Source organism: Fulvivirga sedimenti, assembly GCF_020328055.1.
The window spans coordinates 920,371-947,004 of record NZ_JAIXNE010000004.1; the positions used below are offsets into that span (position 1 = coordinate 920,371).

Annotated in this window: 20 protein-coding genes; 5 read left to right on the forward strand and 15 right to left on the reverse strand. The window is 44.2% G+C overall.

The window, feature by feature from the left end:
- The first annotated feature begins 43 nt into the window (after nt 1-43).
- Nucleotides 44-742: a hypothetical protein gene (locus LDX50_RS22150; RefSeq protein WP_225698394.1), complete on the forward strand. Its 699-nt coding sequence runs from the start codon at nt 44-46 to the stop codon at nt 740-742.
- On the opposite strand, the gene LDX50_RS22155 is transcribed toward LDX50_RS22150, so the two are convergent.
- Both LDX50_RS22155 and LDX50_RS22160 read right to left on the reverse strand, forming a co-directional pair.
- A complete protein-coding gene (locus tag LDX50_RS22155; RefSeq protein ID WP_225698395.1) occupies nt 743-3,529 on the reverse strand; it encodes a PD-(D/E)XK nuclease family protein in 2,787 nt (928 codons plus the stop codon).
- Nucleotides 3,526-6,678 (reverse strand): UvrD-helicase domain-containing protein, encoded by a 3,153-nt coding sequence (locus LDX50_RS22160; RefSeq protein WP_225698396.1) that lies wholly within the window; start codon nt 6,676-6,678, stop codon nt 3,526-3,528. Before LDX50_RS22160 ends, LDX50_RS22155 begins: the two co-directional genes overlap by 4 nt.
- Nucleotides 6,679-6,772: 94 nt before the next feature.
- On the opposite strand from LDX50_RS22160, the gene LDX50_RS22165 reads away from it, so the two are divergent.
- The gene (locus LDX50_RS22165; RefSeq protein ID WP_225698397.1) at nt 6,773-7,315 is read left to right on the forward strand and encodes a hypothetical protein; all 543 of its coding nucleotides are present in this window, start codon (nt 6,773-6,775) and stop codon (nt 7,313-7,315) included.
- Here LDX50_RS22165 and LDX50_RS22170 read toward each other — a convergent pair.
- The 7 genes from LDX50_RS22170 to LDX50_RS22200 all read right to left on the reverse strand — a co-directional run bounded on the left by LDX50_RS22170 (nt 7,312) and on the right by LDX50_RS22200 (nt 15,404).
- Nucleotides 7,312-8,163, reverse strand: coding sequence for a universal stress protein (locus LDX50_RS22170; protein WP_225698398.1), 852 nt, complete (start codon nt 8,161-8,163; stop codon nt 7,312-7,314). The genes LDX50_RS22165 and LDX50_RS22170 overlap by 4 nt on opposite strands.
- A 139-nt stretch (nt 8,164-8,302) precedes the next feature.
- A complete protein-coding gene (locus LDX50_RS22175) occupies nt 8,303-9,229 on the reverse strand; it encodes a 1,4-dihydroxy-2-naphthoate polyprenyltransferase (RefSeq protein WP_225698399.1) in 927 nt (308 codons plus the stop codon).
- A complete protein-coding gene (argS, locus tag LDX50_RS22180; protein ID WP_225698400.1) occupies nt 9,210-10,994 on the reverse strand; it encodes an arginine--tRNA ligase in 1,785 nt (594 codons plus the stop codon). Before argS ends, LDX50_RS22175 begins: the two co-directional genes overlap by 20 nt.
- Nucleotides 10,976-12,535 (reverse strand): bifunctional GNAT family N-acetyltransferase/carbon-nitrogen hydrolase family protein, encoded by a 1,560-nt coding sequence (locus LDX50_RS22185; RefSeq protein WP_225698401.1) that lies wholly within the window; start codon nt 12,533-12,535, stop codon nt 10,976-10,978. Before LDX50_RS22185 ends, argS begins: the two co-directional genes overlap by 19 nt.
- 2 nt (nt 12,536-12,537) lie before the next feature.
- Entirely contained in the window at nt 12,538-13,509 is a 972-nt protein-coding gene (locus tag LDX50_RS22190) for a deoxyhypusine synthase family protein (protein WP_225698402.1), read from the reverse strand.
- A gap of 3 nt (nt 13,510-13,512) precedes the next feature.
- A complete protein-coding gene (gene ctlX / locus LDX50_RS22195) occupies nt 13,513-14,475 on the reverse strand; it encodes a citrulline utilization hydrolase CtlX (RefSeq protein WP_225698403.1) in 963 nt (320 codons plus the stop codon).
- 11 nt (nt 14,476-14,486) lie between these two features.
- Nucleotides 14,487-15,404, reverse strand: a complete 918-nt coding sequence (locus LDX50_RS22200; RefSeq protein ID WP_225698404.1) for a dimethylarginine dimethylaminohydrolase family protein — start codon at nt 15,402-15,404, stop codon at nt 14,487-14,489.
- A gap of 140 nt (nt 15,405-15,544) precedes the next feature.
- Here LDX50_RS22200 and LDX50_RS22205 point away from each other — a divergent pair, with 140 nt between their 5' ends.
- Together LDX50_RS22205 and LDX50_RS22210 are read left to right on the forward strand one after the other, a co-directional pair.
- On the forward strand, nt 15,545-16,948 hold the full coding sequence (locus tag LDX50_RS22205; protein WP_225698405.1) for a type III PLP-dependent enzyme domain-containing protein: 1,404 nt from the start codon (nt 15,545-15,547) through the stop codon (nt 16,946-16,948).
- 48 nt (nt 16,949-16,996) lie between these two features.
- Nucleotides 16,997-17,488, forward strand: a complete 492-nt coding sequence (locus tag LDX50_RS22210) for a hypothetical protein (protein WP_225698406.1) — start codon at nt 16,997-16,999, stop codon at nt 17,486-17,488.
- Here the strand turns inward: LDX50_RS22210 and LDX50_RS22215 are convergent.
- Nucleotides 17,485-19,212, reverse strand: coding sequence for a M3 family oligoendopeptidase (locus LDX50_RS22215; protein WP_225698407.1), 1,728 nt, complete (start codon nt 19,210-19,212; stop codon nt 17,485-17,487). The two genes, LDX50_RS22210 and LDX50_RS22215, sit on opposite strands and share 4 nt — an antisense overlap.
- A gap of 2 nt (nt 19,213-19,214) precedes the next feature.
- A complete protein-coding gene (locus tag LDX50_RS22220) occupies nt 19,215-20,330 on the reverse strand; it encodes a ferredoxin--NADP reductase (protein ID WP_225698408.1) in 1,116 nt (371 codons plus the stop codon).
- A 274-nt stretch (nt 20,331-20,604) separates the two neighbouring features.
- On the opposite strand from LDX50_RS22220, the gene purB reads away from it, so the two are divergent.
- Nucleotides 20,605-21,948, forward strand: a complete 1,344-nt coding sequence (purB, locus tag LDX50_RS22225) for an adenylosuccinate lyase (protein WP_225698409.1) — start codon at nt 20,605-20,607, stop codon at nt 21,946-21,948.
- 3 nt (nt 21,949-21,951) lie between these two features.
- On the opposite strand, the gene LDX50_RS22230 is transcribed toward purB, so the two are convergent.
- From LDX50_RS22230 to LDX50_RS22245, 4 genes are all read right to left on the reverse strand, one after another.
- Nucleotides 21,952-22,350: a hypothetical protein gene (locus LDX50_RS22230; protein ID WP_225698410.1), complete on the reverse strand. Its 399-nt coding sequence runs from the start codon at nt 22,348-22,350 to the stop codon at nt 21,952-21,954.
- A gap of 153 nt (nt 22,351-22,503) precedes the next feature.
- Complete coding sequence (locus tag LDX50_RS22235; RefSeq protein WP_225698411.1) at nt 22,504-23,991, reverse strand: TolC family protein; 1,488 nt, start codon at nt 23,989-23,991, stop codon at nt 22,504-22,506.
- The gene (locus LDX50_RS22240; protein WP_225698412.1) at nt 23,984-25,273 is read right to left on the reverse strand and encodes an ABC transporter permease; all 1,290 of its coding nucleotides are present in this window, start codon (nt 25,271-25,273) and stop codon (nt 23,984-23,986) included. The genes LDX50_RS22235 and LDX50_RS22240 overlap by 8 nt, the downstream gene beginning before the upstream one ends.
- A 37-nt stretch (nt 25,274-25,310) precedes the next feature.
- Entirely contained in the window at nt 25,311-26,594 is a 1,284-nt protein-coding gene (locus LDX50_RS22245) for an efflux RND transporter periplasmic adaptor subunit (RefSeq protein ID WP_225698413.1), read from the reverse strand.
- Nucleotides 26,595-26,634: the final 40 nt, after the last annotated feature.

The following is a 26,634-nucleotide window of genomic DNA, read 5'->3' on the forward strand; positions in this document are numbered from 1 at the left end:
GTTAGTATGCTATGTCAATTTTTCACTAACCTTTCATAAAATTATGAAACGTTTCCTCTCCATTTTTCTTCTGACAACTCTCATTGCAGCTGCAACATCATACAAATCCCGCGCACAGGAAGTAGGTTTGTCCTTTTCATATTTCATCCCGAAGAACGGATACTTTTCCACCCCCATAAGTCCGTTTTCACTGCGTGGAGTGGGCGTCGACCTGAACAGATATATGGCTATTCAGACGGGATTCTCACTTTACCGGATGTCCGGAATGAACGTTAAGGATATTGAAAATATCGAAACAAATGATGCGATCGTAGGTCCTAATTTTACTATTATGGTTCCCCTTGAACTGGTGTTGCAGCTGGTTGGGCAATCGACAGAATTCCGCATCAAAGGAGGCGGCTTCGCTTTCTATGGTTTCGCCAACAAAATCAATAATGGCAACCTGGACAAGGCCATTCGAAAGTACGAATCATGGGATGTGGCCGATTCAGATGTGGATGGCAAACATGGAATTGGACTGGGTTTCTTCTTTGGAACAGAGTTCGTTTTCTATGTTTCCAATCAGTGGGGAGTATCACTGGAGGCTAACTATTTCATCGGGGATGCGCCCTTTGAAATGACTGGAAGCTATATAGGAGGAACGATGAGCGGGCCACTGGAAACGCGACCGATCGACTGGAAAGATGCAAAAATAGATTACACTGGGCTCGAGATTTCTATCGGAATTTTATTTGGCACCTGATCAGACGCGCTGACAGATCATATTATAGGGGCAATATTCACATATTTTTGAATTCTCCGTTTGTACATACACAGCGGAAGGAGAAAAGATTTTCCCGAGCAACTGGTCCAGCTCCTGCTCATATTGCCGATACGCGGAAAGGCTTGTTACGCGCGATTTGAGCTTCTTATCATAGAAAAGGGGGTCTGCATCCTGGAAGAGCACATCTCGGTTATAGACCGCAGGAATAACCTTGTCGGTATCGGCCTCTGACAAATACAACACGGCATAAAACATTGTCTGAAATGCGGCCTTATTCCTTTTTTCCTGAAAAAGACTATCCAATCCATCGAACTCCGATGAATCCGAACCTGTCTTGAAATCCACAATGCGGATCAGACCATCCTTCATGTCAATCCGGTCTACCGTACCCCCAACATAAACCTCAATGCCATCCTTCAGCAATCGCCTTCCCTCCACCTTTTTTTCAAGACCCAGTACCTTGAACGGAGCATAGGCTTCATCCTTATCAAGGATTCTTAGCAGAAATTTCTCAGCGACGCTGGCTGCAATGATATTTTTTCCTTCCGGCTCATACTGCTCACCATCTTCAATCTTATATCGTTTACGGAAACCGGCAATTACGGCATCCTTGATCCTGGGTTTGAGTTTTTTAACGTCCTCAGGGGATACTTCTTTTCCTAAATACGGAGTGTAAAGAAATTCGATACCCTCATGTATCAGCGAACCAAGCGTTCGGGCATCCACATTATCCTCAAGCTCATCGGATTCATAAAGCCTGGCAACATACCTGAAGAAAAATTTTAAACTGCAGTCAAGGTACGTATTCATCGCACTGGGAGCGAGTCTCTTGTTTGTATCCCGCCCTGTATATCTGCTCAATCGGCCCAATGTTTCCTCATCCTGGGGCACCATGATGGGCGATGTTCGCCCGGCATTGGCCTTACTGCGAAGTAGAATATTACTTACTTTCATTGGCCGCTCGTATATCAGTTGCTTGAGAAACCTGCTCATTTCTTCACCACCCAGATCATCCCCTTCCGTATTGTAAATGAATATGGCCTTACCCGCATTATGAAGAAGCCTGTAAAACAAATATGCATAAATGGCGTCCTGCTGATCAAAATGAGGCAAATCATAGGCCTTCCGCAGATTGTATGGAATATAGGAATGCTTGTTCTTTCCTGCGGGAAATGATTCTTCATTCATGCCCAGCACGAATATATGATCGAAATCCAGGTTTCTGGTTTCAAGAACTCCCATGATCTGCAATCCCTCCAGGGGCTCGCCCGTAAAGGGTATTTTATCCATGCGCACAAGTTGCCTGAAAAGACGCCTGAAGGTGTCAACACCGATTTTATAATCCATCATTTCCCGGTAGCGGTTCAGGTGCTTCAGAAAATAATGAATATGTGAGTTTGATATCTGTTCTGCAGAGATCACCGATAATTCCTCCAGGATGGATATCAGGTAGGAAACGAAGTCTCCATCGGTATCCGCGAAAATCTTTCTGTAAAGCGGAGTGATTGCAAGGCTGGGAATATTCCAGTAAAGCCGTTGCTCATGTTCATTTTTCCAGGGCCGTTCTGCCGGCAGGTGATCAGTCATCATCGGATGATTTTCAATTGCCAGAATCTGACGGTAATGAAATTTGATTTCCCCGTCCTGTTTGCGGGCCAGCAGATGTAATTCAGAAATGAGTTCGATAAATCCGCTCAGTGGAGCATAGATCAGCGGAAAACCCATGGTGATATTAATGGTCTGTACAGATTCGGGCAGCGAATGCAATACGGGCAGCAATAATGTTTCATCAGCAAGTACGACCGCTATGCGGCGTTGATCAAGTTCCGGGTTTTGCTCCAGTGTCTTTTGAAGCAAACTGCTGCAAAGTTTGGCCTGTCCGACATATTGAGGCACGCCGATAATTTGAACCTCCTGATCACCTGCACCGATCATGGCAGGCAGCACTTCAGGAATGGTATGTTTCAATTGCCTGTCATGCCGGAAAGCACGGATAAATCGTCCGGCTTCCTGACGTTTGTCGTTAACGTAATATTCGTCTACATCCCAGAAAATTCGTGTTGTCGGACGCCCGAGCAGGTGCTTGACAATCTTCTCTTCCGCAAACGTGAGGGCATTGAAGCCTGCAAACCACAAAATATCACCCGGTTGTCTCCAACTATGAGTCTCCACGTTTTCTGCAAGCTGTCTGTACATACTGCCCTCATAGCAATAACCATCTTCCTTGAGACGCGCTGTGAATGCGTCATATACATCATTCAGCCGGTTCCATATTTTAAGAAATTGTTCCTGTGACTCAGATCGATCACCATCAAATCCACGCCAGAATGACTGAATAAGCGCTTTCTGTTCTTCACTGAGAAAATCAAACGCCATATCAAGCTCTTTCTGGCGGCTCAAATCTTTATAGATATTCTGAGCAGGAACGAGGTATTTATCAATCTCATCAAAATCACGGAGCAACATCTGCCCCCAGAAGTAAAAATCCTCAAAGGCTTCGCCTGTGGGAATAATTTTATGATAAACCTTATACAACTCAAAGGTGAGAAAAAGCGCATCCGGAACAACCAGGTTTGATTCACGTTGAACAAGCTCCCGAAAAGAAATGATGGACGGGGCCCAAACAGGTCGTTCTGCCCTGGTTCTTAAAATCTGGCGCAAATACAATCCGGCACGCTGGTTTGGAAATACCACTGTTACACGACTCATATCGTCGCCATGTTCCCGGATCAATTCTTCCGCAACCTGGTATAAAAACCCCTTCATTGTACTTGAATTATATTTAAATCTTCCAGGTATAAAATTCTTCCCTCCACCTTACCGGTATATAGTTCCTTTACAAGCGAGAGGTAAGTCTTCATTTGTTCCATATCCGCTGATTTGGGGATTCCGGTTTTATAATCGATCACCATGGTATGGCCCTGCCGGTGTATTACCCTGTCAGGCCTGAATTCCTGACCATTCGAAAAAATAGCCTGTTCATTTCTTACTTCCCAGGAATTATCAAACCACTGTCGCACTTCAGGCGTTCTGAAAGCTTCCTTAAGTCGCGACCGGAGCCCTTCAAACTGCTGATCAGTCAGACCTTCAGCAAAACGTGTTTCGGTAAGTACCCCGGAAACATCATCCAAATATTTAACCCTTGAAAGAATATCATGCACGAGAATTCCAATGGAAATGGAAATCTGCTGCTGCTCATTACGAATTCGCTCCGGAACAGGTTTTAACCTCGTTTTTTTCTGCCAGTCAAAGAATGAATAATGATCAATTTCTATCTCCGGGAAGGGTGTCCCTGGCGCTCCGGCATAAACAAAATCAGGATTGCCATAACTAATAATATCTTCCTCCCGCTGTATGGGAAGCGGGAAAGAAGGATTCAGCAAAAGTTCTTCCACTACCTTTGAAATTCTTGAGTCCCAATCGCCTCTCTTTGCCATAAACCAGAGGTCGTGTGCCGAGCGTGTAAAAGCCACATACAACATATTCAGACTATCCAGGTAGTTCTTATACGATTCTTCTCTGAATTCACCAGCAAAGGCTGTATCCTTCAGCCCGCTGGAGAAATTAACCGGCACACGTGTCGGACCGGTAGGATCCGTCTCATATATGAACCAGTTAACGCCCTTGTCATTATTCAAATCCCAGTTCAAAAAAGGAAGCAGCACAGAATGAAATTCAAGCCCCTTAGCCTTGTGAATGGTCATTATGCGGATGGCGTCAAGGTCATCGGCAATTCGAATGCTTTCTTTATGAAGCTTGTCATCCCAGAAATCAATAAAACCCTGAACATCCCCTTTCTCCCTTTTCATATATGAAAGGACATGGTCCTGAAATGTCTGTAAATAGGGAAAATGACCCCTGGAATCCTGCAACCCAAGAATGCTTATCAAATTTTCAACCATGGAGAAAAGCGGGAGGCGCTTTAGTGCGGCGATGTGCAAAAGCAACTTCTGCTCCATTTCATCCTGTTGAAAAACATGCCTCTCCGATCCCGAAGAATTCAGCTGTCTGTAAAAATGCAGAAGTGCCGCACGGGTTAAATCATCTTCTGCATTATTTATATAACGAAGCGCAGCAATTAAACAGCTCACTGCGGTGGAGGCCGACAGATGAAGGGTCTCATTGGAAACCACATCAAATGAATATCCCTCTTCATGGTATTGCATGAGATACTCCGCGATCTTTTTCCCATCCTTGTTACGCCGTACCAGGATTGCCGTTTCTTTCAAAGGAACCTTCCGGTCCTGAAGATTTTTAAGCACTTCCACAATCTGCGGAAACACCATTTCATCATACGTATCATTATCCAGAAACCTACCCTCTACGTAGCCTTCCGGATCCGATGCTTTGCCAGCAAAGTTTTGCTTAACGTCACTGAAAATGTCCCGTAATCTCAATTCAATATCATATACCGGATCTTCAGTGAGTTTTTCAAAAGACTTTTTTAATACTGCCGGAATCTCTGAAAAAACCGCATTATTGAAGTCGACGATATTCTTGCGGCTTCGATAATTGGTAGCCAGGTTCAGGACACGCGGACCAAATCTTTGGAAGGTGTTCTCCACTTCGGTTTGCAGTAATTCCAGATCTCCTCCCCTCCACCGGTATATAGATTGTTTTACATCTCCCACGATAAGGTTCGTCTTGCCTTCAGACAGGCTGTTTTCTATGAGTGGACGAAAGCTGTCCCATTGAAACCTGGACGTATCCTGGAACTCATCAATAAGATAGTTTTCAAAAAAGGAGCCTACCTTTTCATAAATAAAGGGCGCATCCGTCTCCTTGACAAGTTTTCGAATAAGTCGGGTTGCATCGGATATAAAGAGAATATCGTGCTCTTTTTTATTAGTATCCAGTTTTCGGAGCAGATCCCTTGCCAGCGCAAAGAGATAAATATTTTTATATACTGCCTTTGCGGTTTTATATTCAAAAATGTGGTCATCCCAGAAGGTTAGCACCTGGTATGCAATTTCCTGAAAAGCTGATGCATCCAGGGTGGCTATTTCACCAGCCAGTATCTTGGTATTAGCTTTGGAAAACCAACTTCCTTCACCGGAGGCACAGGTTCGGAAGGTTTTGGTTAGTTTCTTCTCATCATAATTTCGGGCAGAAAGATTAAACAGGAAATTTGCTGCGCTTGCCCGCATGAAATCATGCTGTTCCAGTCCGCAAGCATGAATGGTGCTTACAGCCCTCTGACCCAGCTGCTGGAGCTTATCTTCAAATCCCCTGACTTTCCCGGCAGCAATTTCACGAAGCTGTTCAAACCTTGAATCTTCATACGTTTTAATTTCATTTTCGATGGAACGAAATGACTCCTGATCCAGCTCCTTGAGAAATGCCAGCAGTTCTCTCTCCACTTCCCACGCCTTTGCATACTCCAGTTTGGAAAAACTAAATTCTGCCAGCCAGCTGCGGATGTGTTTGTTCGAATCAACCTCTTCCATCAGGTCACGAATCACCTCCCGGTAAACCAGATCCTGTTCCAGTTCAAGCCGGTACCCACCAGCAATATGAAGCTCCCGCGCAAAGCTGCGAATGATCTGCTGAAAGAAGGCATCGATAGTGGTAATGGCAAAATGACTGTAGTGATGCAGGACTTCAGATAGCAGCGCTGCGCAGCGTTCCTGAAACTCCTTCGGAGACCAATCCAGTTGGCGCTGAAGTTCCTTCGCCATAGTATCCTCCAGATCACCCCTGGAAAACTGGTCAAGCTTCGCGATGATCCGATCTTTCATCTCCTTCATCGCCTTATTGGTAAACGTCACCGCCAGGATCTTCCTGTAGGCATAGCGATCTCGGGCTGATAATGCCAGCAGAATATATTCCCGCGTTAACGTATATGTTTTACCCGAGCCCGCAGAGGATCGGTAAATGGTGAGTGACTCAGTCTCCAGGAAATCTTGTGTGATCATGTCTGACTAAACTAGGATTTAATGCCGGTTTTGGCAATATTCACATACAGATCATTTCAGGTTACCCGTTCCTTAAAAAGCGAATAAAGAGTATATGAGATCACTGTTATTATTTTTAGTTGTCGGCTTAGTTGCAATTTCATCCTGTGATGAAACAAAATTCATATCAGCAACCAGATCCACCAGCATCAGTGATAGTCTTGTTGCCGTGGTTCTGGAAGCAATGCCGAACGAAATTACCGGTGAACGGATACTGAGTACAGCGACCAATCCCGAAATCGCAGAATTCGAGGAACGGATATCAGATTTTGACGTTGATTCACTGGTCTTTTCCATTTCCGAATACGTAGGAGATATGGACATCGAACTCCGGTCTAACCAGCTTTTGCTGATGGATCTGGATCGAAATGAATTATTACCCGCCGTTAATGTTCCGGACATTTCCCTTTATGAATTTAGCGAACAGGGTGAAGACTATATTCTTCGGTTTACCGACGAGGAGTCGCAGGTGATCGCGGATAACTTCATTGCAGACGAGGGAATTATTGTTCAATTCCACTCCTACATAACCGGTAAGCCGGTTTCGTTCCGTATCAAAGCGACGATGTATCTAAAGGTTACCGGCGAAATACTTTAAATATCCTTATCCACATAGGTCAGAACAGGACGGTGAGTGTGATTCACAACCGATTCTGCCAGGCTGCCGGTTAATAAGTGCGCTAAACCCGTTCTGCCATGTGTTGCCATGGCTATCATGTCTGCATCGATCTGTTCGGCAAAATTGAGGATTCCTGCTTCTTCAGTGGCATCGTTGTACACATGCAATTCAAAATTTCTCAGGGAGGAGTTCTCTGCAATCTTTTCCAGTAATGGCAAGGAGTCATGATCAGCCTTAAAATTATTCGGTGTATTTACCCTGACAAGATGGATCGTAGCGTTAAAAGCTTCCTGAATATCTTTCAAAACGCTTGCGCAAGAATGTTCAGGTTTCTCGAGTGAGTTTGCGTAAACGATTCTCTCGATCTTCAATGCCTTCATGGGCTCATGGATCGTAAGTACAGGACACTTCGCATGGCGTACGACCCTCTCTGCATTGGAACCAATGATAAATTCCTCGAACCCGCTCGAGCCCTTGGTGCCCATTACCACCAGATCGATATTCTTCTGTGAAATGATATCCTTCACTCCATAATAAATATCGCCAACGTGTAATTCAGTATTCACCTTAAGGTCCTTCATGTCAGGCCTTTTCAGAATTTCAGCAAGCTCTTCCTTTCCTTTTTCAATCAATTTCAGCACAAACAGGCGATCCTGCATATCTGGTAAGGCCACTTCACCGGTATAATGAACAGTGGGCAGGGTACCATCTACCACTACGTGAAGAAATGTTAATTCGGCGTTAAGCTTTCGGGCAAGATATGCACCTAAATCCACGGCGTATCCCGCCTGAGTGCTAAAATCTGTGGGTACGAGTATATGTTTCATTGCTTTTTTCTCTGTTTGCTACAAACTAACCATTAACCTGTAGTAAATGTATGAAAAAAGCCCCTTACAGGGCCTGAGATTTGTCAGTTATTTGAACTTGTAAACAGTCCGTTTTCTCGAAGGCATTCAGCCTTTCCTTTCAGGAATTTGATAGGATTATTCCAGCGCCAAAGGTAAGAACAAATAACAGTGTGCTCAGCGCCATTTGCTTCAGATACGGATCAAGGGCTGCACTTGTGCGTGCATTTTTAACAGCAATCCCATTTCGGATGATCACCGGAAATGATACTACAAACAACCACTGCCAGACATCCTGGTAATTCAGTAATACAAATACGACCGAGGCAGCCATTCCGCTCACAAGCAGAAACCAGTGATATCTGACTGCTTTTTCACGTCCGATTCGAACAGGAATGGAATATTTGCCGGCTTTACGGTCAGATTCGATATCCCGGATATTATTCACATTCAGCACTGCCACGGCAAATACGCCACAGGAATAAGCGGGCAGAAGGTAGGCTGAAATGAATTGCTGAGTATAGAGATAATAGGATCCCAGAACCCCTACCAATCCAAAAAATAATAAAACCGACAGGTCACCCAATCCCATATATCCATAAGGCTTTCTGCCGGCAGTGTAGGCGACAGCTGCAAGAATGGATAATAATCCCAGTCCGAAGAAAAACAAAAGGGCCTCAGGATTCCACCCAAAGGCAACATAAAGCAATGATATCCCGCAAATGAGAGCGAATGCGACAAAGATACCCATGGCGGTTTTCATTTGCGCCAGGGAGATCACACCGGATTGTACCATGCGACTGGGACCAGTCCGTTCGCCGTGATCTGCGCCATGTACCGAATCTCCGTAGTCATTGGCCAGGTTGGAAAGAATCTGAAGCAAGATGGTTGTTAGCGCACAAAGGACGAAGACGGGCCATTGAAAATGACCGTCTCCGGCAGCCAGAAAGGAACCCATGCCGATACTCGAAAGTGCGAGCGGCAATGTGCGTAGACGAAATGCGGTTATCCAGGGAGAAACTGCCATATCACATTCGTTCTGGTACATGAATTCCCAGCAGGCTCATTCCAAGCCGGATAACCCGGGCAATTTCCGATGAAATGAGCACCCGTATCTTCAGTTTATTCGTATCCTCTTCCGCAAAAATCGGTATCTCCTGATAGAACCGGTTATATTCCTTGGCCAGGTCATAAACATAATTGGCAATGATATCAGGGGCATAATTTTCACCTGCCTCGCTCACCTTTATGGGATACTGACTTACAAGTTGAATAAGATATGTTTCAACTTCCAGCAGACTGGTATCTGAGTCGATGTTATCAAATCCAATTTCAAGTTGTTCCGCCTTTCGGAGGATAGCACAGATTCGTGCATGAGTATATTGAATGAACGGTGCGGTATTGCCCTGAAACTGGATGGACTCATTAGGGTCGAATAACATACGTTTCCTTGGATCAACCTTCAACAGGAAGTATTTCAACGCGCCCAGTCCGAGTGTCTCATATAACTCTCGAGCCTGGGCATTGGTAAAACCCTCAATTTTTCCAAGCTCCTGGGTATGCTGACCGGCTGTTTCAACCATTTCCTCCATCAGATCATCTGCATCTACCACGGTCCCCTCGCGTGATTTCATTTTACCGGTTGGAAGATCCACCATTCCATAGCTGAGGTGATAGCATTCTTTTGCCCACGAATAACCGAGCTTATCCAGGATCAGAAACAGGACTTTAAAGTGATATTCCTGCTCATTGCCAACCGTATAGATCTGCCTGATAATATCGGGGAATTCACGATATCTGAGTATCGCCGTACCAATGTCCTGGGTCATATAAACCGATGTGCCATCGGCCCGAAGCAATAATTTTTGATCCAGTCCATCCTCGCTCAAATCCACCCAAACAGAATTATCTTCTTTTTGATAGAAGATTCCCTGTTCAAGTCCTTTCAATACTTCCTCTTTCCCGAGCAGAAATGTTTCGGACTCATAGTAGAGCTTGTCAAAATCCACACCCATTCGTTTATATGTGGCATTGAATCCTGTATAAACCCATTGATTCATTTGTTCCCACAAGGCATAAACCTCCGGATCCTTCTGCTCCCACTTACGCAACATGTCCTGGGCCTCCAGCATGATGGGAGCCGATTTTTCAGCCTCCTCCTGTGACTTGCCCTGATCAATCAGTGAAGCGATCTCCTTTTTATATTCTTTATCGAATTTCACATAATAGTCGCCTACCAGCTTATCACCTTTCTTTCCGGTAGAATCGGGTGTTGCTCCTTCTCCAAAACGTTTCCAGGCAACCATCGATTTACAAATGTGTATACCCCGGTCATTAATGATCTGGACTTTGTGCACTGTATAACCGTTGGCTTTCAGTATTTCCGCGACCGACCAGCCGAGGAAATTATTTCTCAGGTGCCCCAGGTGCAGCGGCTTGTTTGTATTTGGTGATGAATATTCTATCATCACTTCCTCTCCACGCGCTGTACTGAACCCATATTGTGCATTGGCGTGTATACTGCCAATCACACTGATCCAGGCTGAGTCATGGAGCGACAAATTCAAAAATCCTTTAACAACGTTGAAGTCACGAACCAGTGGTGAGTTAGCGGCCAGCCACTCCCCCAGTTGTTCGGCAGTTTGTTCCGGTCCTTTTTTTGAAATCCTTGAAAAGGGGAAACAAACAAGAGTATGCGAACCTTCGAAATCCTTTCTGGTTGGTTGCAACGTTACATCACCTTCTGCAATTTCAGCATCAAAGCAGGCACCAAATGCGCGAATGATATCTTTGATCAGTTGTTCTTCAAGCATTCTTTTTTCTTCAGTTTTACTTCATACAGATCCTTGCGGCGATCCAGCAGGTTTCGAACACTTCCATGCATATGAAGTTCCCGCAAATCATCCAGATCTACATCGGCTATGATCGTATTTTCTGTATTCGGAGTGCCCTCGGCAACCACCGCGTTCTGAGGAAAAGCAAAATCAGATGGTGAAAAAACCGCCGACTGCCCAAACTGAATATCCATATTTTTCACTTTAGGCAGGTTACCCACACTTCCCGAAATTGCTACATAACACTCATTTTCAATAGCCCTGGCCTGGGAACAAACACGCACGCGCTGGTAGCCGTTCTGCATATCGGTGGCAAAGGGGACAATAAGTATTTCCATCCCTTTTTCTGCCATAATTCTGCTGAGTTCGGGAAATTCCACATCGTAACAAATGAGAATGCCAATTTTCGCCACATCCGTGTCAAAAACATGGATCTTATCACCTCCCGACATACCCCAGTCGCCCCGTTCCGCCGGTGTGGGGTGAATTTTATACTGAGCCTCGAATGTACCGTCCCTTCGGCAAAGATAGGCCACATTGTAAAGCCGTTCATTCTCATAAACCGGCATGCTTCCAGCGATTATGTTTATGTTGTAGCTAACGGCGAATTCCACGATCTTCTCACGGATCTGTTCGGTATAATTTGCAAGCTTCCGGATCGCCTGTGCGGTATCACTTTCATTGAACTCAGCCATGAGCGGGGCATTGAATAATTCCGGGAAAACAAGGAAATCCGCTTTATACCCGCTTACCGCATCCACAAAAAACTCAACGTTATCGAAGAAAGACTCAACCGACCGAACTGCACGTAATTGCCATTGAACCACACCGATCCGGGCATAACTCTTACGAACGCGGATAGGATCTTCCGACTCTTCATAATAAATATTATTCCACTCTACCAGCACCGCATAATTACGGGAAGCCTTATCACCCGGCAGGTAGTTGTGGAGAATTTTCTTGACATGGAAATCATTGCTGATCTGGAAATAAAGCACCGGATCATAGATTTCTTTGGTTCTTACTTTCTGTATATAATCCTTTGGTTTCAGGTCATCACTGTATTTGTGATAGTTTGGCATCCGTCCACCCGCAATGATCGATCGCAGATTCAGCTGTTCACAAAGTTCCTTCCGTGCGTCGTATAGCCGCCGTCCCAGACGCATACCACGGTACTCAGGATCAACGCAAACTTCTATCGCATACAGAACATCCCCGTTGGGGTTATGTGTGTCAAAGGTTTCATTACCCGTGATTTTCTGAAACGTATGGTTATCGCCGAATTTTTTGTAATCCACTACCAATGACAAGGCAAATGCTACGATCTCACCATGATCCTCAACACCTATCTGTCCTTCAGGGAATAATTTCAGTAATTTCTTAATCTGTGATTTACTCCAGACATCATGCATTAAATGATAGGAGACCGCCATGATTTCAGCAATACGATCATAATCCCGGATTGTCAGATTCCGGGTTACAAGCAGATGTTGGGTACTTTCATTTTTATTTTCGATCATAATTACCAGCCCAGTATGTAGGCGAATATCAAGGGTGCCACGATAGTCGCATCCGATTCAACGATATATTTTGGAGTATCTATGCCCAGCTTTCCCCAGGTTATTTTCTCATTAGGAACAGCACCGGAATAGGAACCATAACTGGTGGTTGAATCAGAGATCTGACAAAAATAACTCCAGAAAGGCGTATCGTGACGTTCCATGTCCTGATATAGCATAGGAACAACGCAAATGGGGAAATCTCCTGCAATACCTCCTCCGATCTGGAAAAATCCCACTCCTTCATCCCCGGCAGAAGCAGTATACCAGTCGGCCAGGAAGGTCATGTATTCAATGCCAGATTTCATCGTTGACGGCTTCAATTCTCCTTTTAAACAATAGGAAGCGAATATATTTCCAAGTGTTGAATCTTCCCACCCTGGAACCACCATTGGTAAATTCTTTTTGGCAGCTGCAATCATCCAGCTGTTGGACGGGTCTATTTCATAGTATTCCTGCATCACACCCGAGTTCAGTAAGCGAAACAGATACTCATGGGGGAACAAGCGCTCACCATTGTCTTCCGCATCCTTCCAAATCTTAAAAATGTGTTTTTGTATTCTTCTGAAGGCCTCCTCTTCCGGAATACAGGTATCGGTCACGCGATTCAGTCCCTGTTCGAGCAGATCCCACTCTTCCTGAGGTGTGAGATCCCGGTAGTTGGGAACCCTCTTGTAATGATTATGGGCAACCAGATTCATTACATCCTCTTCCAGGTTGGCTCCGGTGCAACTGATGATATGAACCTTATCCTGACGAATCATTTCGGCCAGTGATTTTCCCAGTTCAGCTGTACTCATGGCGCCCGCCAGGGAGATGAGCATTTTCTTATTTTCTGAGAGGTGTTTTTTATAACCACGGGCGGCGTCAACCAATGCAGCTGCATTGAAATGAAGATAGTGGTGTTCGATGAATTCAGAAATTGACTTGTGCATTTTTTATGTTTTAATGGTTTTGCTTGCAGGGAGGAATACTTCAGCCATCATGCAACGGGCACTCCCGCCGCCAAGAGCTTCAATCGTATCCAGCGAACTGTAAATAATTTCGCAATGTGCCTGCAACTGATTGAGTTGTTTCTCAGTAAGTGATTGATATGCCGCTTCAGACATCACCAAATATTTATTTTCAGGAGTATCATATGAACGTACTTGAAGCATATTCCCGGCAAATTGCTGTACCTGGTCCTCCGTAATATAAATAATTTCCTTTCCTGTTTGTTCAAGGACTTCTATTACCTTCAATTTTTCATCAGGGTCATCTATGCAATCAGCACAAACCACCGCAAATGTATCCCCTACACACATCATTACATTGGTGTGATAAATAGGCAGACGGTTTTGGCCCACACTCTGATACGCGGTAAATGTGACTGCCTTATAATCGAACGACCTGCAAAACTCTTCGAGCACATCAATATCAGTCCGTTCAGACAACGCAGCATATGCAATTCGGTTTTCCCTGTCGAAGACCATGCTGCCGGTTCCTTCGAGGTATTTCCCATCGTCCTCAAATCGTGTCAGGTCGATTTTATCAGTAACCTTCAACGAATATTCAGTACCCAGCTTATCAAACATATCTGCTCGTCGTTCTTTCCGCCTGTTCTCAGCAAACATCGGATATAGCCCGACACGACCGTCAGCGTGAAATGAAACCCAGTTGTTCGGAAAGATTGAATCAGGAGTTTCAGGATAGGGTGTATCTTCAATAACTATGACACGCACACCATTTTTACGTAAAATGGCCACAAAATTATCAAATTCAGTCTGTGCCCGTTGTTGTACTTCAGCCGGATCCAGGTCATCCAGCACCTTTTGATAATAGTTATTAACAGCGGTTTGTTCATTAAAATGAAAATTCACCGGCCTAACCATGAGGATTGTATCGGTAATAAACTTAGGCATCTGAAGTAAATTTAAAAGGTTCGCAAAAGTGGAAGTGTGGCACATCGCAGCAGACCCTCCATCTTTGATATTTCAGCAAAGTTTATCTCTTCAACAATAAACCCCCGCTCTCGTAAAATGCCATTTAACCGGGTAAAGCCTTTTTCCGAAACAATAACGTCGGGTGCAATGGAAAATACATTTGAATTCATAAAATACATTTCCTCCCGGGTAATCTCTATAAGATTTTGGCGTCCAAAAAATTCCACAAGGAATTCATAATCATCAGGATTTTTAAATCCACCCTTATAGATAATCGCTGAATCTCTGCCAATGGGCTGAAAGCAACAATCCAGGTGTAACGCATTGTCCCGCGGGTCTGTGTCGGACTTCTTTAATTCGAACGCCATAACCTTCTTGGCAGGAAATGATTCCTTCAGGAATTGGACACCCTTCTCATTGGTCCGCGCCACAACATATTTTTCAAAATCCGGGGATTTCGAATAACCGACAAAAATATGGTCCTTCCAGGGCATTACGTCCCCTCCCTCAATACGAACTTCATCTGGCACCTCCAACAAATGGTCAGGATCAATCTGATCCACGATATAATCGATTCCATCGATCTCTTTCCGGCGGTGTTTCAGAATATTTGGAATGATAAATTTATCTTCAATTACAAACCCGATATCCCGTGAAAATACCTGGTTACAGTTCTCTATGATCTGTGGCCTGTATACTGTAACTCCGTATTTTTTTAATACTGTTTCAAATTCAGTCAATTCTGACCGCAAATCGGCTTCGAGCGGAAATGAATCATTCAAAATATGTTCCCTGGTTTTTGGGTCATAGGCTTCCTCCAGTTTTGGTGTCCCGCCAAAGCTTTCCGCAGTACCTAAAACTACCGCTTTTAAGAGGGAAGTCTCATCATTAACATATACTTTGATCATAGCTCAGACTTGATAGGCTGCAAAGGTAAGGATGGCATACCTGATTAAAAAGCAGGATGTGATTTTCGATATGAGTTTATTCCTTTTATCTTATCTGATATTATGCGTACAATTGCAAAAAAATTAATTATACTTTATAGGTGAAAAAATACATTGACCTCATAGAACAGACCTTCGAATTCCCACAAGAGGAATTCAGGGTTGAAAAAAACGAATTATTATTCAATGAAGTCCCGCTGATGCCGATTATTGAAAAGTACGGCACCCCGCTAAAACTCACCTATCTTCCCAAAATTGGCGAAAACATTAAGTATGCGCGTAGAATATTCAATAACGCCATAAAAAAACATAATTACAGTGGAAGCTATACCTATTGCTACTGTACCAAATCCTCACATTTCAGTTTTGTACTTGAAGAGGCTTTGAAACACGGTGCACACATAGAAACCTCTTCTTCCTATGACATTCCGATAATCCGGAAACTTCATGAGGCTGGCAAGATCGATAAGGACCTCTTCATTGTGTGTAATGGATTCAAAAGACCGTTGTACCGGGAATACATCAGTGAACTGCTGAATGACGGATTTAAAAATACCATACCGGTACTGGATAATCTGAATGAATTGAGCCATTACGAGGAACATGTTAAAAAATCCTATAAGGTAGGCATCCGTATCGCAGCCGACGAAGAACCCAATTTCGAATTCTACACCTCCCGCCTGGGTATTCGATACAGTGACGTGAATACCCTTTATCGTGAACAGATAAAACCAAGCAAGAAAGCAAAACTGAAACTGCTCCATTTTTTCATCAACACGGGGATTCGGGATACGGCCTACTACTGGAGTGAACTAAGCAGGTTCATTTTTAAATACTGTGAATTGAAAAAAGAATGTCCTGAACTCGATACGATTGATATCGGTGGAGGATTTCCCATCAAAACCTCGATGCAATTTGAATTCGACTATAAATATATGGCCGAGCAGATTGTTGAGAATGTTAAATGGATTTGCGGTAAGAATAATGTTCCGGTTCCCAACATTTTCACGGAATTCGGAAGTTTTACCGTCGGTGAAAGCGGCGCGGCCCTTTATTCGATAATGGATCAGAAACTGCAGAACGACAAGGAATTATGGTATATGATCGATGGATCATTTATCACCCACCTGCCTGATGTCTGGGGCTTAAGCCAAAAATATATCATGCTTGCGGTGAATAAGTGGGATGATATTTATCATAAGGTCAACCTCGGCGGACTCACATGTGACAGCCAGGATTACTATAATTCCGAATCACACAGCAGCGAGGTTTTTCTTCCCATGCTTGATCCGAAAAACAAGAAAGACAAACTCTATATCGGCTTCTTCCATACCGGGGCTTACCAGGAATCACTGGGCGGATATGGAGGTATTCAGCATTGCCTGATTCCTGCACCACAACATGTGCTGGTCGACAAGGACAAAAATGGCGAGTTTACCACACGTCTGTTTGCTGCCGAACAAAATAGCGACGGCATGTTACAATTGCTGGGTTACAGCGGGTAGTTCCAACGGCAAGGAAGAATTGCGGGTCTTTCAACAAACACCCGCAAGATGAAGATCCGATATATCCTTTTCTCTCTGATATTACTCTTCTTTGGATGTAATGAAGAGGAAAATGATCCTTTTTGCCCCAACGGGAAATGTTCCATGGAAGTATTGCCAAATTCTTCCATCAAAATTACAGCGATCACATTCCATGGATTGTTTATCGATATAATCGAGGGTGAAAAACTGGTCTTTAAGCGCACCTACACGTATGATGATTCCAGAGAAATCATCGATGATGAACTCACCGAAATCCTGGTTTTTGAAGTTCCGGAGGAAGCAGAATCATTCAAATTCACGGATCAGGAACTCTCAGATGCGACTGTTCTTTTCGGAAGATTTTGCTATTGCGCAGATCCGGGATATTATCCTGTGCTGGCCGGCACACTATCGGGTGTGATGAATTCCCAGGGTATATGGAAAATTACCGCCAACCTTCGTGTATCCACGAATGCAGTCGAATATGACATTATATTTGAGGAATTTGTACGCCCCTAGAGTTTATCCAGTTCCTCCCTTACAAAGCTCATTAATTCCCTGATGTAGTTCCTGCTGAAATCAAATCGGATATCAGCCGCCGCATACACATCCGGGATAGACTTTGTATAGCCCAACTTGAGGGCATTCAGATAACCGGCGAGGCCTTTCTCCGGGTTCTCCCGGAAATTTTTCCATACCGCAACGGCCCCTAACTGGGCCATTCCATATTCGATGTAGTAAAAAGGCACCTCATATAAATGTAGTTGCTTCTGCCACAGGTTATCCCTGAATTTTTCTTGCCCTTCCCAGCTGGTTACGGTATCTGTAAAATCAGCAAAAATCGCATTCCAGGCCGTTGTGCGTTCCGCTACATCGTGACCCGGATTTTCATAGATCCAATGCTGAAATTTATCGATGGTGGCAACCCATGGCAATGTTTCGATGATCTGTTCCAGGTGCTCCTGTTTGGCCCTCTTCAAATCATTTTCATTCTCAAAGAATAAATGCCATTGATCCATGCTGATTAACTCCATACTCATGGATGCAAGTTCAGCTACCTCGGAAGGTGTATGTTTGAAGTCTGTCAGCTCCAGGTCACGCGTCAGAAATGAATGAACAGCATGACCTCCTTCGTGCAACAGAGTAACCAGGTCACGCAAGGTGGAGGTAGCATTCATGAAAATAAAAGGCACACCAATCTCTGAAAGCGGATAATTATATCCACCGGGCGCCTTGCCCTTGCGCGATTCCAGATCTAAATGCCCCATTTCCCGCATTATTCTGAGACATTCACCCAGGAAGGGATCCAGATTACTGAATGCGCGGATCGTTTTTTCAGTTAGTTCTTTACTGTCTTTAAAAGGTTTGAGCGGAGGCAGATTTTCAGGATCCACCGCCTTGTCCCACGGTTTAAGCTCATCCAGACCCAATTTTTCCTTCCTCTTCTGCGCCAGGGCGGAAAGCATCGGCACTATTTCATCCTTCACCGAATCGTGAAAATTAAAGCAATCTTCAGGTGAGTAATCGAACCGGCCCATTGCCCTGAACATGTAATCCCTGAAGTTATCAAACCCGGAATTTCTGGCTACCTGGGTCCGCAATCCAATGAGCTGATTGAAAAGGTCATCCAGTTTGTCCTTGTCTTCTATCCGGCGTCCGGCAATTTTAAAATAGATACGCTCCCGTAAGTCACGGTCTGTTTCCTGCAACATTACTCCCGCTTGCTGTAATGTCAATTCCTTCCCATCCACATCCACGGTCATGGCACCTGATATCTGGCCATATTTCTGCGTAAGTGTCTGTATTTCGGTGAATAATGGTATGTTTTCTTCCCGGAATATCTCGATATCCTTACGGATCTCCCGCAGCATTATATCAAACCCGGGCTGGGCTTCGAGTTCTGCGACGAACGGACTGTCAACGACTTTCTTATTCAAACTGTCGGAATACGGTGCGATATGAGGCTGAATATTTTGAACAAAATCGATATATGATTTATTGTATTCCTCATTGTCGGTAAAACGAGTCATCCGGATATACCTCCATCCGGCATCCTCAGAAATAACAGATTCAAGTTCACTCCTGTCCTGCAACCATTTTCGAAGTTCCGATTTATCGGAAATATCCCGATTCAACAAATCATCGAAATAGGGCTTCAGGCCTTCCCAGGATTCAACTTTGAAGTTTTCCGGTAAAAATTTTCGTTCAGGCCTTGCGGGTACTTGTACTGTTTGTTCACTCATTTCTATCCTATCTCAATTACAACATCATCTGTTAACGGATGTCCCACACAAGTGAGGACATATCCTTCGGCCAATTCAGACTCTGAAAGTCCTTCCTCCTCATCAAGCTTTACTTTTCCGGATTTACACTTTCCACGACAAGCTGTGCATAATCCACTCTGGCAGGAATAAGGCAGGTCAATACCCAGATCCAGCGCGGTCTCGAGAATGGTATCTCCGGGTTTCACAGTAAACTTGTGCTCCTCCCCGTCGTAAATAACCGTCACTTCCCGTTCCTGAATAGTATCTGCCGTGGCAGCAGTTTCGGGAGACTTAAGCTCCTTATCAATCGTTCCTGTAACGAAGCTTTCCTTGTAAATATTAGTCTCGGGGATATCATGTTCCTTCAACAGGTTCTGAACATTTTTCATCATTCCTTCCGGTCCGCACATCAGGTATGTCGTGTGTTCAATGCCCCAGTCCGGAATCCGCTCAAATATTTTCACGAGCATATCATGGTTCAAAAGACCCGAATGACCCTGCCAGTTCATAGGCGCATCATCAAGAATATGGATCACATGTAATCTTCCCTGGTTATCAGTCTGCAGTTTGTCCAGTTGATCTTTGAAAATTATACTGTCGATATTTCGATTGCAGTAAATCAGCGAAGTGATGCTGTTGGGTTCCAGTTTGAGCATAGATTTAACGATCGACATCATCGGGGTAATCCCGCTTCCTCCAGCAAAAAGGATCAGGTGCCGTTTATTATCCGAATCATATTCGGTTGTAAATGACCCCATAGGAGCCATCACGCGAATGGCATCACCTGCATGAAGGTTATCGTTCAGCCAGTTGGAAACCAGTCCATTATCAACACGCTTTACCGTTACAGCCATATATTCATCCACATCCGGCGAAGAACACAGGGAATAAGCCCGTCGAACTTCCTTGCCATTGATATCAAGTATTAGCGTAAGGAATTGACCTGATTTATACGGCAAGCCTTCCGCTTTTTCAAAGACAATCGATATGGCGTCCCGGGTTTCCTTAATGATTTCCCTTACCCGCAGTTCCCTGTATTTCCCTGTCTTAGTTTCTTCTTTTTTTTCGCTTTTCTTTTTGAAAAAGTTAAATGCCATAATTCAATTTTTAATCACAGTAAATTTTCAAATTAATGATGCCGGCGGCAGCGTTCACCATTGGCCTGTTAAAAGAACAATTAAATCAGCCGTAGGTTCATGGTAATAAACGGATTCAACAACCCTTTTAATTCTTCTGCAAAGGTAGCAAGTATTCGTGTATCCATTCAATGTTCAGCTCACTTTCGGCAAAGACTGATGGAATACTTTTAACCGGTGAATTTATCGTTCAGTCTGGTCTAATTTGGTATTTTTGCAACTTATAATTGAAATTATGGATAACGCTGCATTAAATGCCATCTCTCCGATCGATGGAAGGTACCGGAAACAAACATCGGATTTAATTCAATACTTTTCAGAATTTGGTCTGATCCGATACAGAGTTCAGGTTGAAATTGAATACTTCATCGCGCTTGTTAATGCAGGAATACCCCAGCTGGCATCGGTTGATCAGTCAGTTTTTGATTCATTGAGAAATATTTATGTTGAATTTTCATCTGAAGATGCCGCACAGATCAAGGAGATAGAAAAAACGACTAATCATGATGTAAAAGCTGTTGAATATTTCATCAAAGAAAAGTTTGATGACCTTGGGCTTTCTGAACAGAAGGAGTTCATTCATTTCGGACTTACGTCCCAGGACATTAATAACACAGCCATTCCCCTGTCCTTAAAGGCCGCAATGGAAGAAGTCGTTATGCCACTTCTTGAAGCACAGGTAGCAACATTACAAACGCTGTCAAAAGAATGGAAGGATGTCCCCATGCTGGCCCGAACACACGGTCAGCCGGCTTCGCCTACCCGAATGGGCAAGGAGATAGAAGTTTTTGCCGTACGGTTACAAGAGCAGATCAGTCAGTTGAAGGCTATCCCTTTCGCCGCTAAATTCGGAGGTGCTACCGGCAATTTTAATGCGCATCATGTGGCCTATCCCAAAACAGACTGGAAATTATTCGGAAACCGCTTTGTTGAGGAAATTCTGGGATTGAAAAGAAGTCAGCCCACTACACAAATTGAACATTACGATCATCTTGCGGCACTGTTCGATGCTTTGAAAAGGATCAATACCATCTTTATTGATTTCTCAAGAGACATCTGGCAGTATATTTCCATGCATTACTTTAACCAGAAGATCCGTAAAGGTGAAGTAGGATCTTCGGCTATGCCACATAAGGTAAACCCGATTGATTTTGAGAATGCTGAAGGTAATCTGGGTATTGCCAACGCACTTTTCGAGCATTTGTCGGCAAAGCTCCCCATTTCGAGACTTCAGAGAGATCTGACAGACTCTACAGTTCTAAGAAACATTGGCGTACCACTGGGGCACAGCCTGATTGCATTGCGATCACTGGAAAAAGGATTGGGCAAACTTGAAATCAATATTCCGGCAATCGAACAGGACCTGGAAGACAACTGGGCTGTAGTCGCCGAAGCGATTCAGACAGTTTTACGAAGAGAGGGATTCCCAAAACCCTATGAAGCGCTGAAAGAGTTAACCCGGAAAAATGAGAAAATTACACGGAATACCATGGCCCATTTCATAGCCCAGCTCCATGTATCGGATGAAATAAAAGAAGAATTATCGCGGATCAGTCCGTATAACTACACAGGAATATAGCTCTTAGCCGACAAAATCACCGGTCTGTTCTCTGCATTTCTTGCGCTCTTTCTTCAGTCTGAATTTCCAAAAGGGACCATTTCTGAACATGATCCCAATTTTGGCGCCAAAATTATGGGCGAGTCTTCCCAGTTCATTACGATAACCGGGCTGTCCCTTTATCTGAATCACGTATTCAAACCGCATTTCGTCAATTACATCGGTCATGCAACGGTTACCGAGCAGAAGCCCTTCGCTATCGTTCTTAATCCATTGAATCGGACGTTTTGATTTGGATTTTTTTCGTGTCTTATAGGTAGGATCCATATTGGTTGTATTTGTATCACCAAATTTGAGATCATCATCCTGTGCCATCAGCAGAGACGGCACACTCAACATCAGGATAAACAGCCAAATCTTCATAACGGGAAGATGCAAAAAAATATAACGGAATAAAACATTCACAACCGGCGGGACCATGGGCAAGAAAGACTGATGACAAATTTTACAAAAGGTCCCTGCCTACCCTACCGAAATCGAGTCCCCGTTTAGCAGTAAATAAATGAAAACAGAAGGTTAATTTTTGAATTGATCTTCATCTACTTCCGCATCCTGATCATAAAGCAACTCCTTCTCCACAAAATCAAAAAGAGTCAGCCTTCTCAAATCAAAATAAGCTGTCCAGAACGCACGAAGCGCATTAATATAGCTTCGTTTCGCATTATCCTTTTCAGTAAGAGCGATATTGAGGTTGGTAATATCAATCTTTCCGATCAGGTATCGGTTCTGAGCCACCTCATAACGTTCCTGGGCCACCTCATCAGATTTCCGCGTAATTTCAAGTTGAGAGCGAAGTACTTCAAATTGGCGAACCTGGGTAAGTATTTCCTGGTCAAAATTTTGCTCATCCTGACTGATAATATATTCATTCAGACGCATGTTGGCCAGGGCCGTTTGCATCCGGGCTTTATTTCTTCCCCAGTCAATTAAGGGAATGTTAAATGCAACATTTACACGTTGCTGATTATTTGGATCCTGATAGAGTCCGTCAATCTGCGTTCCTGCGTTATTCAGACCGTAGGAGGCTATCAGGTCTGTTTGAAAACGCTGCGACCTGGCTCGTGCCACCTCTCGTTCTGCCTCAAGCCTTCGTCTTTCAAAGGCGAGGTAGTCTGACCTGTTCTGCTGAGCGTACTGGAGTGCTTCCGGGTAGGTCACATCGAAGTTGGGGATATCGGTAGGCAGAATGAGCTCAATATCAATATTATCATTCAAACCGATATAAGTTTGCAGGCTAAGTCTGGACGTCTCGAGATCAAGCCGAGCCTGGGCAACATCCTGTTGAGATCTCAATAATTGCAGTTCTACCTGCAGCAGTTTATCCTTGGATGTGGTACCGATGTTGTAACGACCCATTTCGATTTTATAGATCGTATCGTTATTGGCAAGGTTAAATTGGGCGATCTGAAGATTTATCTGTGCGTCCAGATAACTAAAAAACCGCTGCGTTGCTTGACGGGAGATAAATTCCATTTCCTCGACATATTCCCGTCGCGACTCCTCGTATCGGAGCGGTTCGGTTTTCCTGTCCCATTTAAGGGAGTTAAAGCCAAATATGGGCTGAACAAGTCGCACATTCAGCAATGTGGTATTAAACTGCGTCAAATCTCTTTCAAGATCCTTAAAATGACTTAAGTTCGAATTGACCGAAACGTTACCTCCGGTCCATGGAATAGGTTGTTCAATTCCCAGGTTGACGAATGAATTGATTTGCTCCCGTCCCTGGAAAACAATCGTACCATCATCCTGCCGGTTACTGAAAAAGTCCCTGTTGTAATCAGGTGCCTGACCATTCAGGCGCAGTTGTGGATTGTAATTGGATCGGTACAGTCGGTACTGCCAATAGCGGTTTTCCCTACGCGTTTCGGCTTGTTTAGCGGATGGAGACTGTTCCTTAGCGCGCTGAATGATCTCCTCCAGATTAAAATATCGTGTCTGTCCCGGCGAGGGGAGGCTTAGTATAAAGGACAGCAGCAAAAAAGAAATGATAGATTTCTTATTCATATCGTAGAGAGGATATAGGGTTCTGACTGGCTGCACGACGGGCCGGTGCAATTCCAAAAACTAGACCAACAGATGCAGCAACTCCAAATGACAATATCACAGATGACACGGACACGATCGTAGGAATTTCAGCAAAACTGGATACTACAGTGGCAAGAATAATTCCCAGGATTACGCCCAGTACACCACCTGATATACTGATCATGACCGCTTCAAGAAGAAACTGCCAGATGATATCGGCCTTTTTGGCCCCAATTGCCAGACGAAGACCAATTTCTTTGATTCGTTCAAGAACGGAGGCAAGCATAATATTCATAATGCCGATTCCACCTACCACCAGGGATATCCCGGCAATGGCGCCCAGTACCAGGTTAAAAATATCACGCGTACGCTGCTGTTGCTTTAATAACAGCTCCGGAATACTAACCGCATAATCGATCGATTCATTATGGCGGCGCTCCAGGAGCCTGGAAGTGACATCAGCAACGGGATTTAAATGTTCAGAATCATTCACCTGGATGGTAATGCGATCCAGCTGATGATAATTATTGCTGCCTTGCTGCGGATTATTACTATTCGCATTCTGAATATTGGCCTGCGTAATGAGCGCGCGGTTCTTGTACCTCAACAAAACTGTATTTACCGGGGCATAGATATCAAGATTATAATCCCTGATACCCAGGCTTTCGATACTTTTCTCACTTATGAAACGCTCTTCAAGAACACCCTGCACCTTTAGCCAGTGGGGACCAACTTTGATCAGTTTCCCGATTGGATCCTCCTGCGGGAAAAATTTTGCTCTGATTGCCGAGCCAATGATACAAACCGCCTCCCCTTTCTCGAGTTGAAAACTATTGAAGTAACTTCCTTCTGTGAGACCAAATTGGGAAATATCAAAATAGGAATTTTCGACTCCCACGACCTTGGCAGATCTCCGCAATCCTTCCCGCAAAACATAGGTATCAACCACAATCTCGGGACTCACAAATTTAATCTGGTCACCCAGCAGCTTTTCCATGCTTCTTACATCAAGCAAAGTCAGCCCAGAAGAAAACCGCTTCTTTTCAGCTTGTGCCTGCTGCTCTTCACTTACTGCCTCTTCAAACTGTTCGACAACTGGTGTTATCACTATATTATTTACACCCACCAGCTTGATCTGGTCAAGTATTTCCTGTTGTGCACCATTTCCGATGGCCAGCATGGAAATAACAGCTGCCACACCAAAAATGATACCCAGGGCAGTCAGCACGGAACGCAGCCTGTTAGCCAAGACTGCATCCATTGCAATTTGGAAATTGGAGACTATTTTTTGCCACATACTAGTTTTCTTCTTTTACTGCGACGTTTTCAGGAACATCTGTGAGAAGAGCAAGGGGCGTATCCTCAACATCCGGAGGGATCGAAAGGTAGAGTTCATCACCTTCAGAAACGCCGTCGAGGATTACAGCCTCATTTGCGTTGGTCTTACCCACCAGAACCTGCTGACGGGAATACGTCAAACCGTTTTTACGGATCACATAGGTGAGCGAGTCCCCCTGATTATGCAAACACTCAAGTGGTACAAAAACAACATCAGGAATACGGTCGGCCAGAATGGTGTTACTCGTGGTCATGGACGGACGTAAGGTCGTATCGGTCTCATTTACTTCAATATTCACCATGAATACCTTAGCGTCTGAATTGGGCCGCTGTTCACCGATATTGGCAACATCTATCACAACTCCTGTCAATTCTTTTTCAGGATAGGCATCCAGACCAATTTTAACAGTTTGACCCTTTTGTACAGAACGGATATCTATTTCATTTACAAATGTGCGGGACATCATTCTTCCGAGATCGGGCAGTGTAGCAACAGTAGGATCCCAGGGCTCAACGGTGGCGCCAACACCCTGTTTTTGTCCGTTTCGTCCGCGTTTATACGTTACCATGCCGTCTTCAGGGGCAGTGATCCTAAACTGCGAAAGCAACGCCTTCAGTCTGTCAAGCTCCATCTGATCCTCTCTTAGATCTGCAGCCGCCTCAGACATTCGGGCTGCCGCTTTTCTTTTTGTCAATTTATAGTTCTCAAGGGCCTGCCTGTAGGCACGCTGTGCCTTTTCCACGTTAATTTCAGCCTGTTTGATCGTTGCCGGTGGTTCATATTGAGATTGAGAAAGAATAATCTCCTTTTCCTCCACAGCAAATTTCAAATTGATCAATTCGTCCCTTGCGCGTCGTAATTCAAGTGCTGTATCAAGCTGAACCTGTGTATACTCAGAAATGCTCTGCTGCACTTCAATGTCACTCGATTCAGTTCGGCTCAGAATCTCTGTCTGATCCAATTGGGCGACGTAATCACCTTTTTTAACTTTTGTTCCCTCATCTACGATATCACGAATCTCAACCCGCCAGATCCCTACAGACCGCAGCCCTGAAGGCCCCAGAATATTCACGGAGTTTCGTGCTTCCAATTCACCTGAAGTAGTGATTTCGACGGTAAAGTCACCTCTCTTCGCTGTTACCAGGATATCACGTTCACTGGTTTCTCCACCCTGAGTAAGTATATAGGTGAGTGCAATTGCAGCAATCGCCACGATAATGTAAATCCAATATCTCTTCTTCATAGTAGACAACGTTTTATAAGTCAAAGTTAGATCATAACAG

What these genes read in the sequence shown, in the direction of transcription:
- LDX50_RS22220 (WP_225698408.1), bottom strand. Translation starts at nt 20,330, where the DNA reads ATGGCATTTAACTTTTTCAAAAAGAAAAGCGAAAAAAAAGAAGAAACT.
- LDX50_RS22240 (WP_225698412.1), bottom strand. Translation starts at nt 25,273, where the DNA reads ATGGATGCAGTCTTGGCTAACAGGCTGCGTTCCGTGCTGACTGCCCTG.
- purB (WP_225698409.1), top strand. Translation starts at nt 20,605, where the DNA reads ATGGATAACGCTGCATTAAATGCCATCTCTCCGATCGATGGAAGGTAC.
- LDX50_RS22215 (WP_225698407.1), bottom strand. Translation starts at nt 19,212, where the DNA reads ATGAGTGAACAAACAGTACAAGTACCCGCAAGGCCTGAACGAAAATTT.
- LDX50_RS22200 (WP_225698404.1), bottom strand. Translation starts at nt 15,404, where the DNA reads ATGATCAAAGTATATGTTAATGATGAGACTTCCCTCTTAAAAGCGGTA.
- LDX50_RS22185 (WP_225698401.1), bottom strand. Translation starts at nt 12,535, where the DNA reads ATGATCGAAAATAAAAATGAAAGTACCCAACATCTGCTTGTAACCCGG.
- LDX50_RS22150 (WP_225698394.1), top strand. Translation starts at nt 44, where the DNA reads ATGAAACGTTTCCTCTCCATTTTTCTTCTGACAACTCTCATTGCAGCT.
- LDX50_RS22190 (WP_225698402.1), bottom strand. Translation starts at nt 13,509, where the DNA reads ATGCACAAGTCAATTTCTGAATTCATCGAACACCACTATCTTCATTTC.
- LDX50_RS22235 (WP_225698411.1), bottom strand. Translation starts at nt 23,991, where the DNA reads ATGAATAAGAAATCTATCATTTCTTTTTTGCTGCTGTCCTTTATACTA.
- LDX50_RS22160 (WP_225698396.1), bottom strand. Translation starts at nt 6,678, where the DNA reads ATGATCACACAAGATTTCCTGGAGACTGAGTCACTCACCATTTACCGA.
- LDX50_RS22245 (WP_225698413.1), bottom strand. Translation starts at nt 26,594, where the DNA reads ATGAAGAAGAGATATTGGATTTACATTATCGTGGCGATTGCTGCAATT.
- LDX50_RS22170 (WP_225698398.1), bottom strand. Translation starts at nt 8,163, where the DNA reads ATGAAACATATACTCGTACCCACAGATTTTAGCACTCAGGCGGGATAC.
- ctlX (WP_225698403.1), bottom strand. Translation starts at nt 14,475, where the DNA reads ATGCCTAAGTTTATTACCGATACAATCCTCATGGTTAGGCCGGTGAAT.
- LDX50_RS22230 (WP_225698410.1), bottom strand. Translation starts at nt 22,350, where the DNA reads ATGAAGATTTGGCTGTTTATCCTGATGTTGAGTGTGCCGTCTCTGCTG.
- LDX50_RS22165 (WP_225698397.1), top strand. Translation starts at nt 6,773, where the DNA reads ATGAGATCACTGTTATTATTTTTAGTTGTCGGCTTAGTTGCAATTTCA.
- LDX50_RS22210 (WP_225698406.1), top strand. Translation starts at nt 16,997, where the DNA reads ATGAAGATCCGATATATCCTTTTCTCTCTGATATTACTCTTCTTTGGA.
- LDX50_RS22175 (WP_225698399.1), bottom strand. Translation starts at nt 9,229, where the DNA reads ATGTACCAGAACGAATGTGATATGGCAGTTTCTCCCTGGATAACCGCA.
- argS (WP_225698400.1), bottom strand. Translation starts at nt 10,994, where the DNA reads ATGCTTGAAGAACAACTGATCAAAGATATCATTCGCGCATTTGGTGCC.
- LDX50_RS22155 (WP_225698395.1), bottom strand. Translation starts at nt 3,529, where the DNA reads ATGAAGGGGTTTTTATACCAGGTTGCGGAAGAATTGATCCGGGAACAT.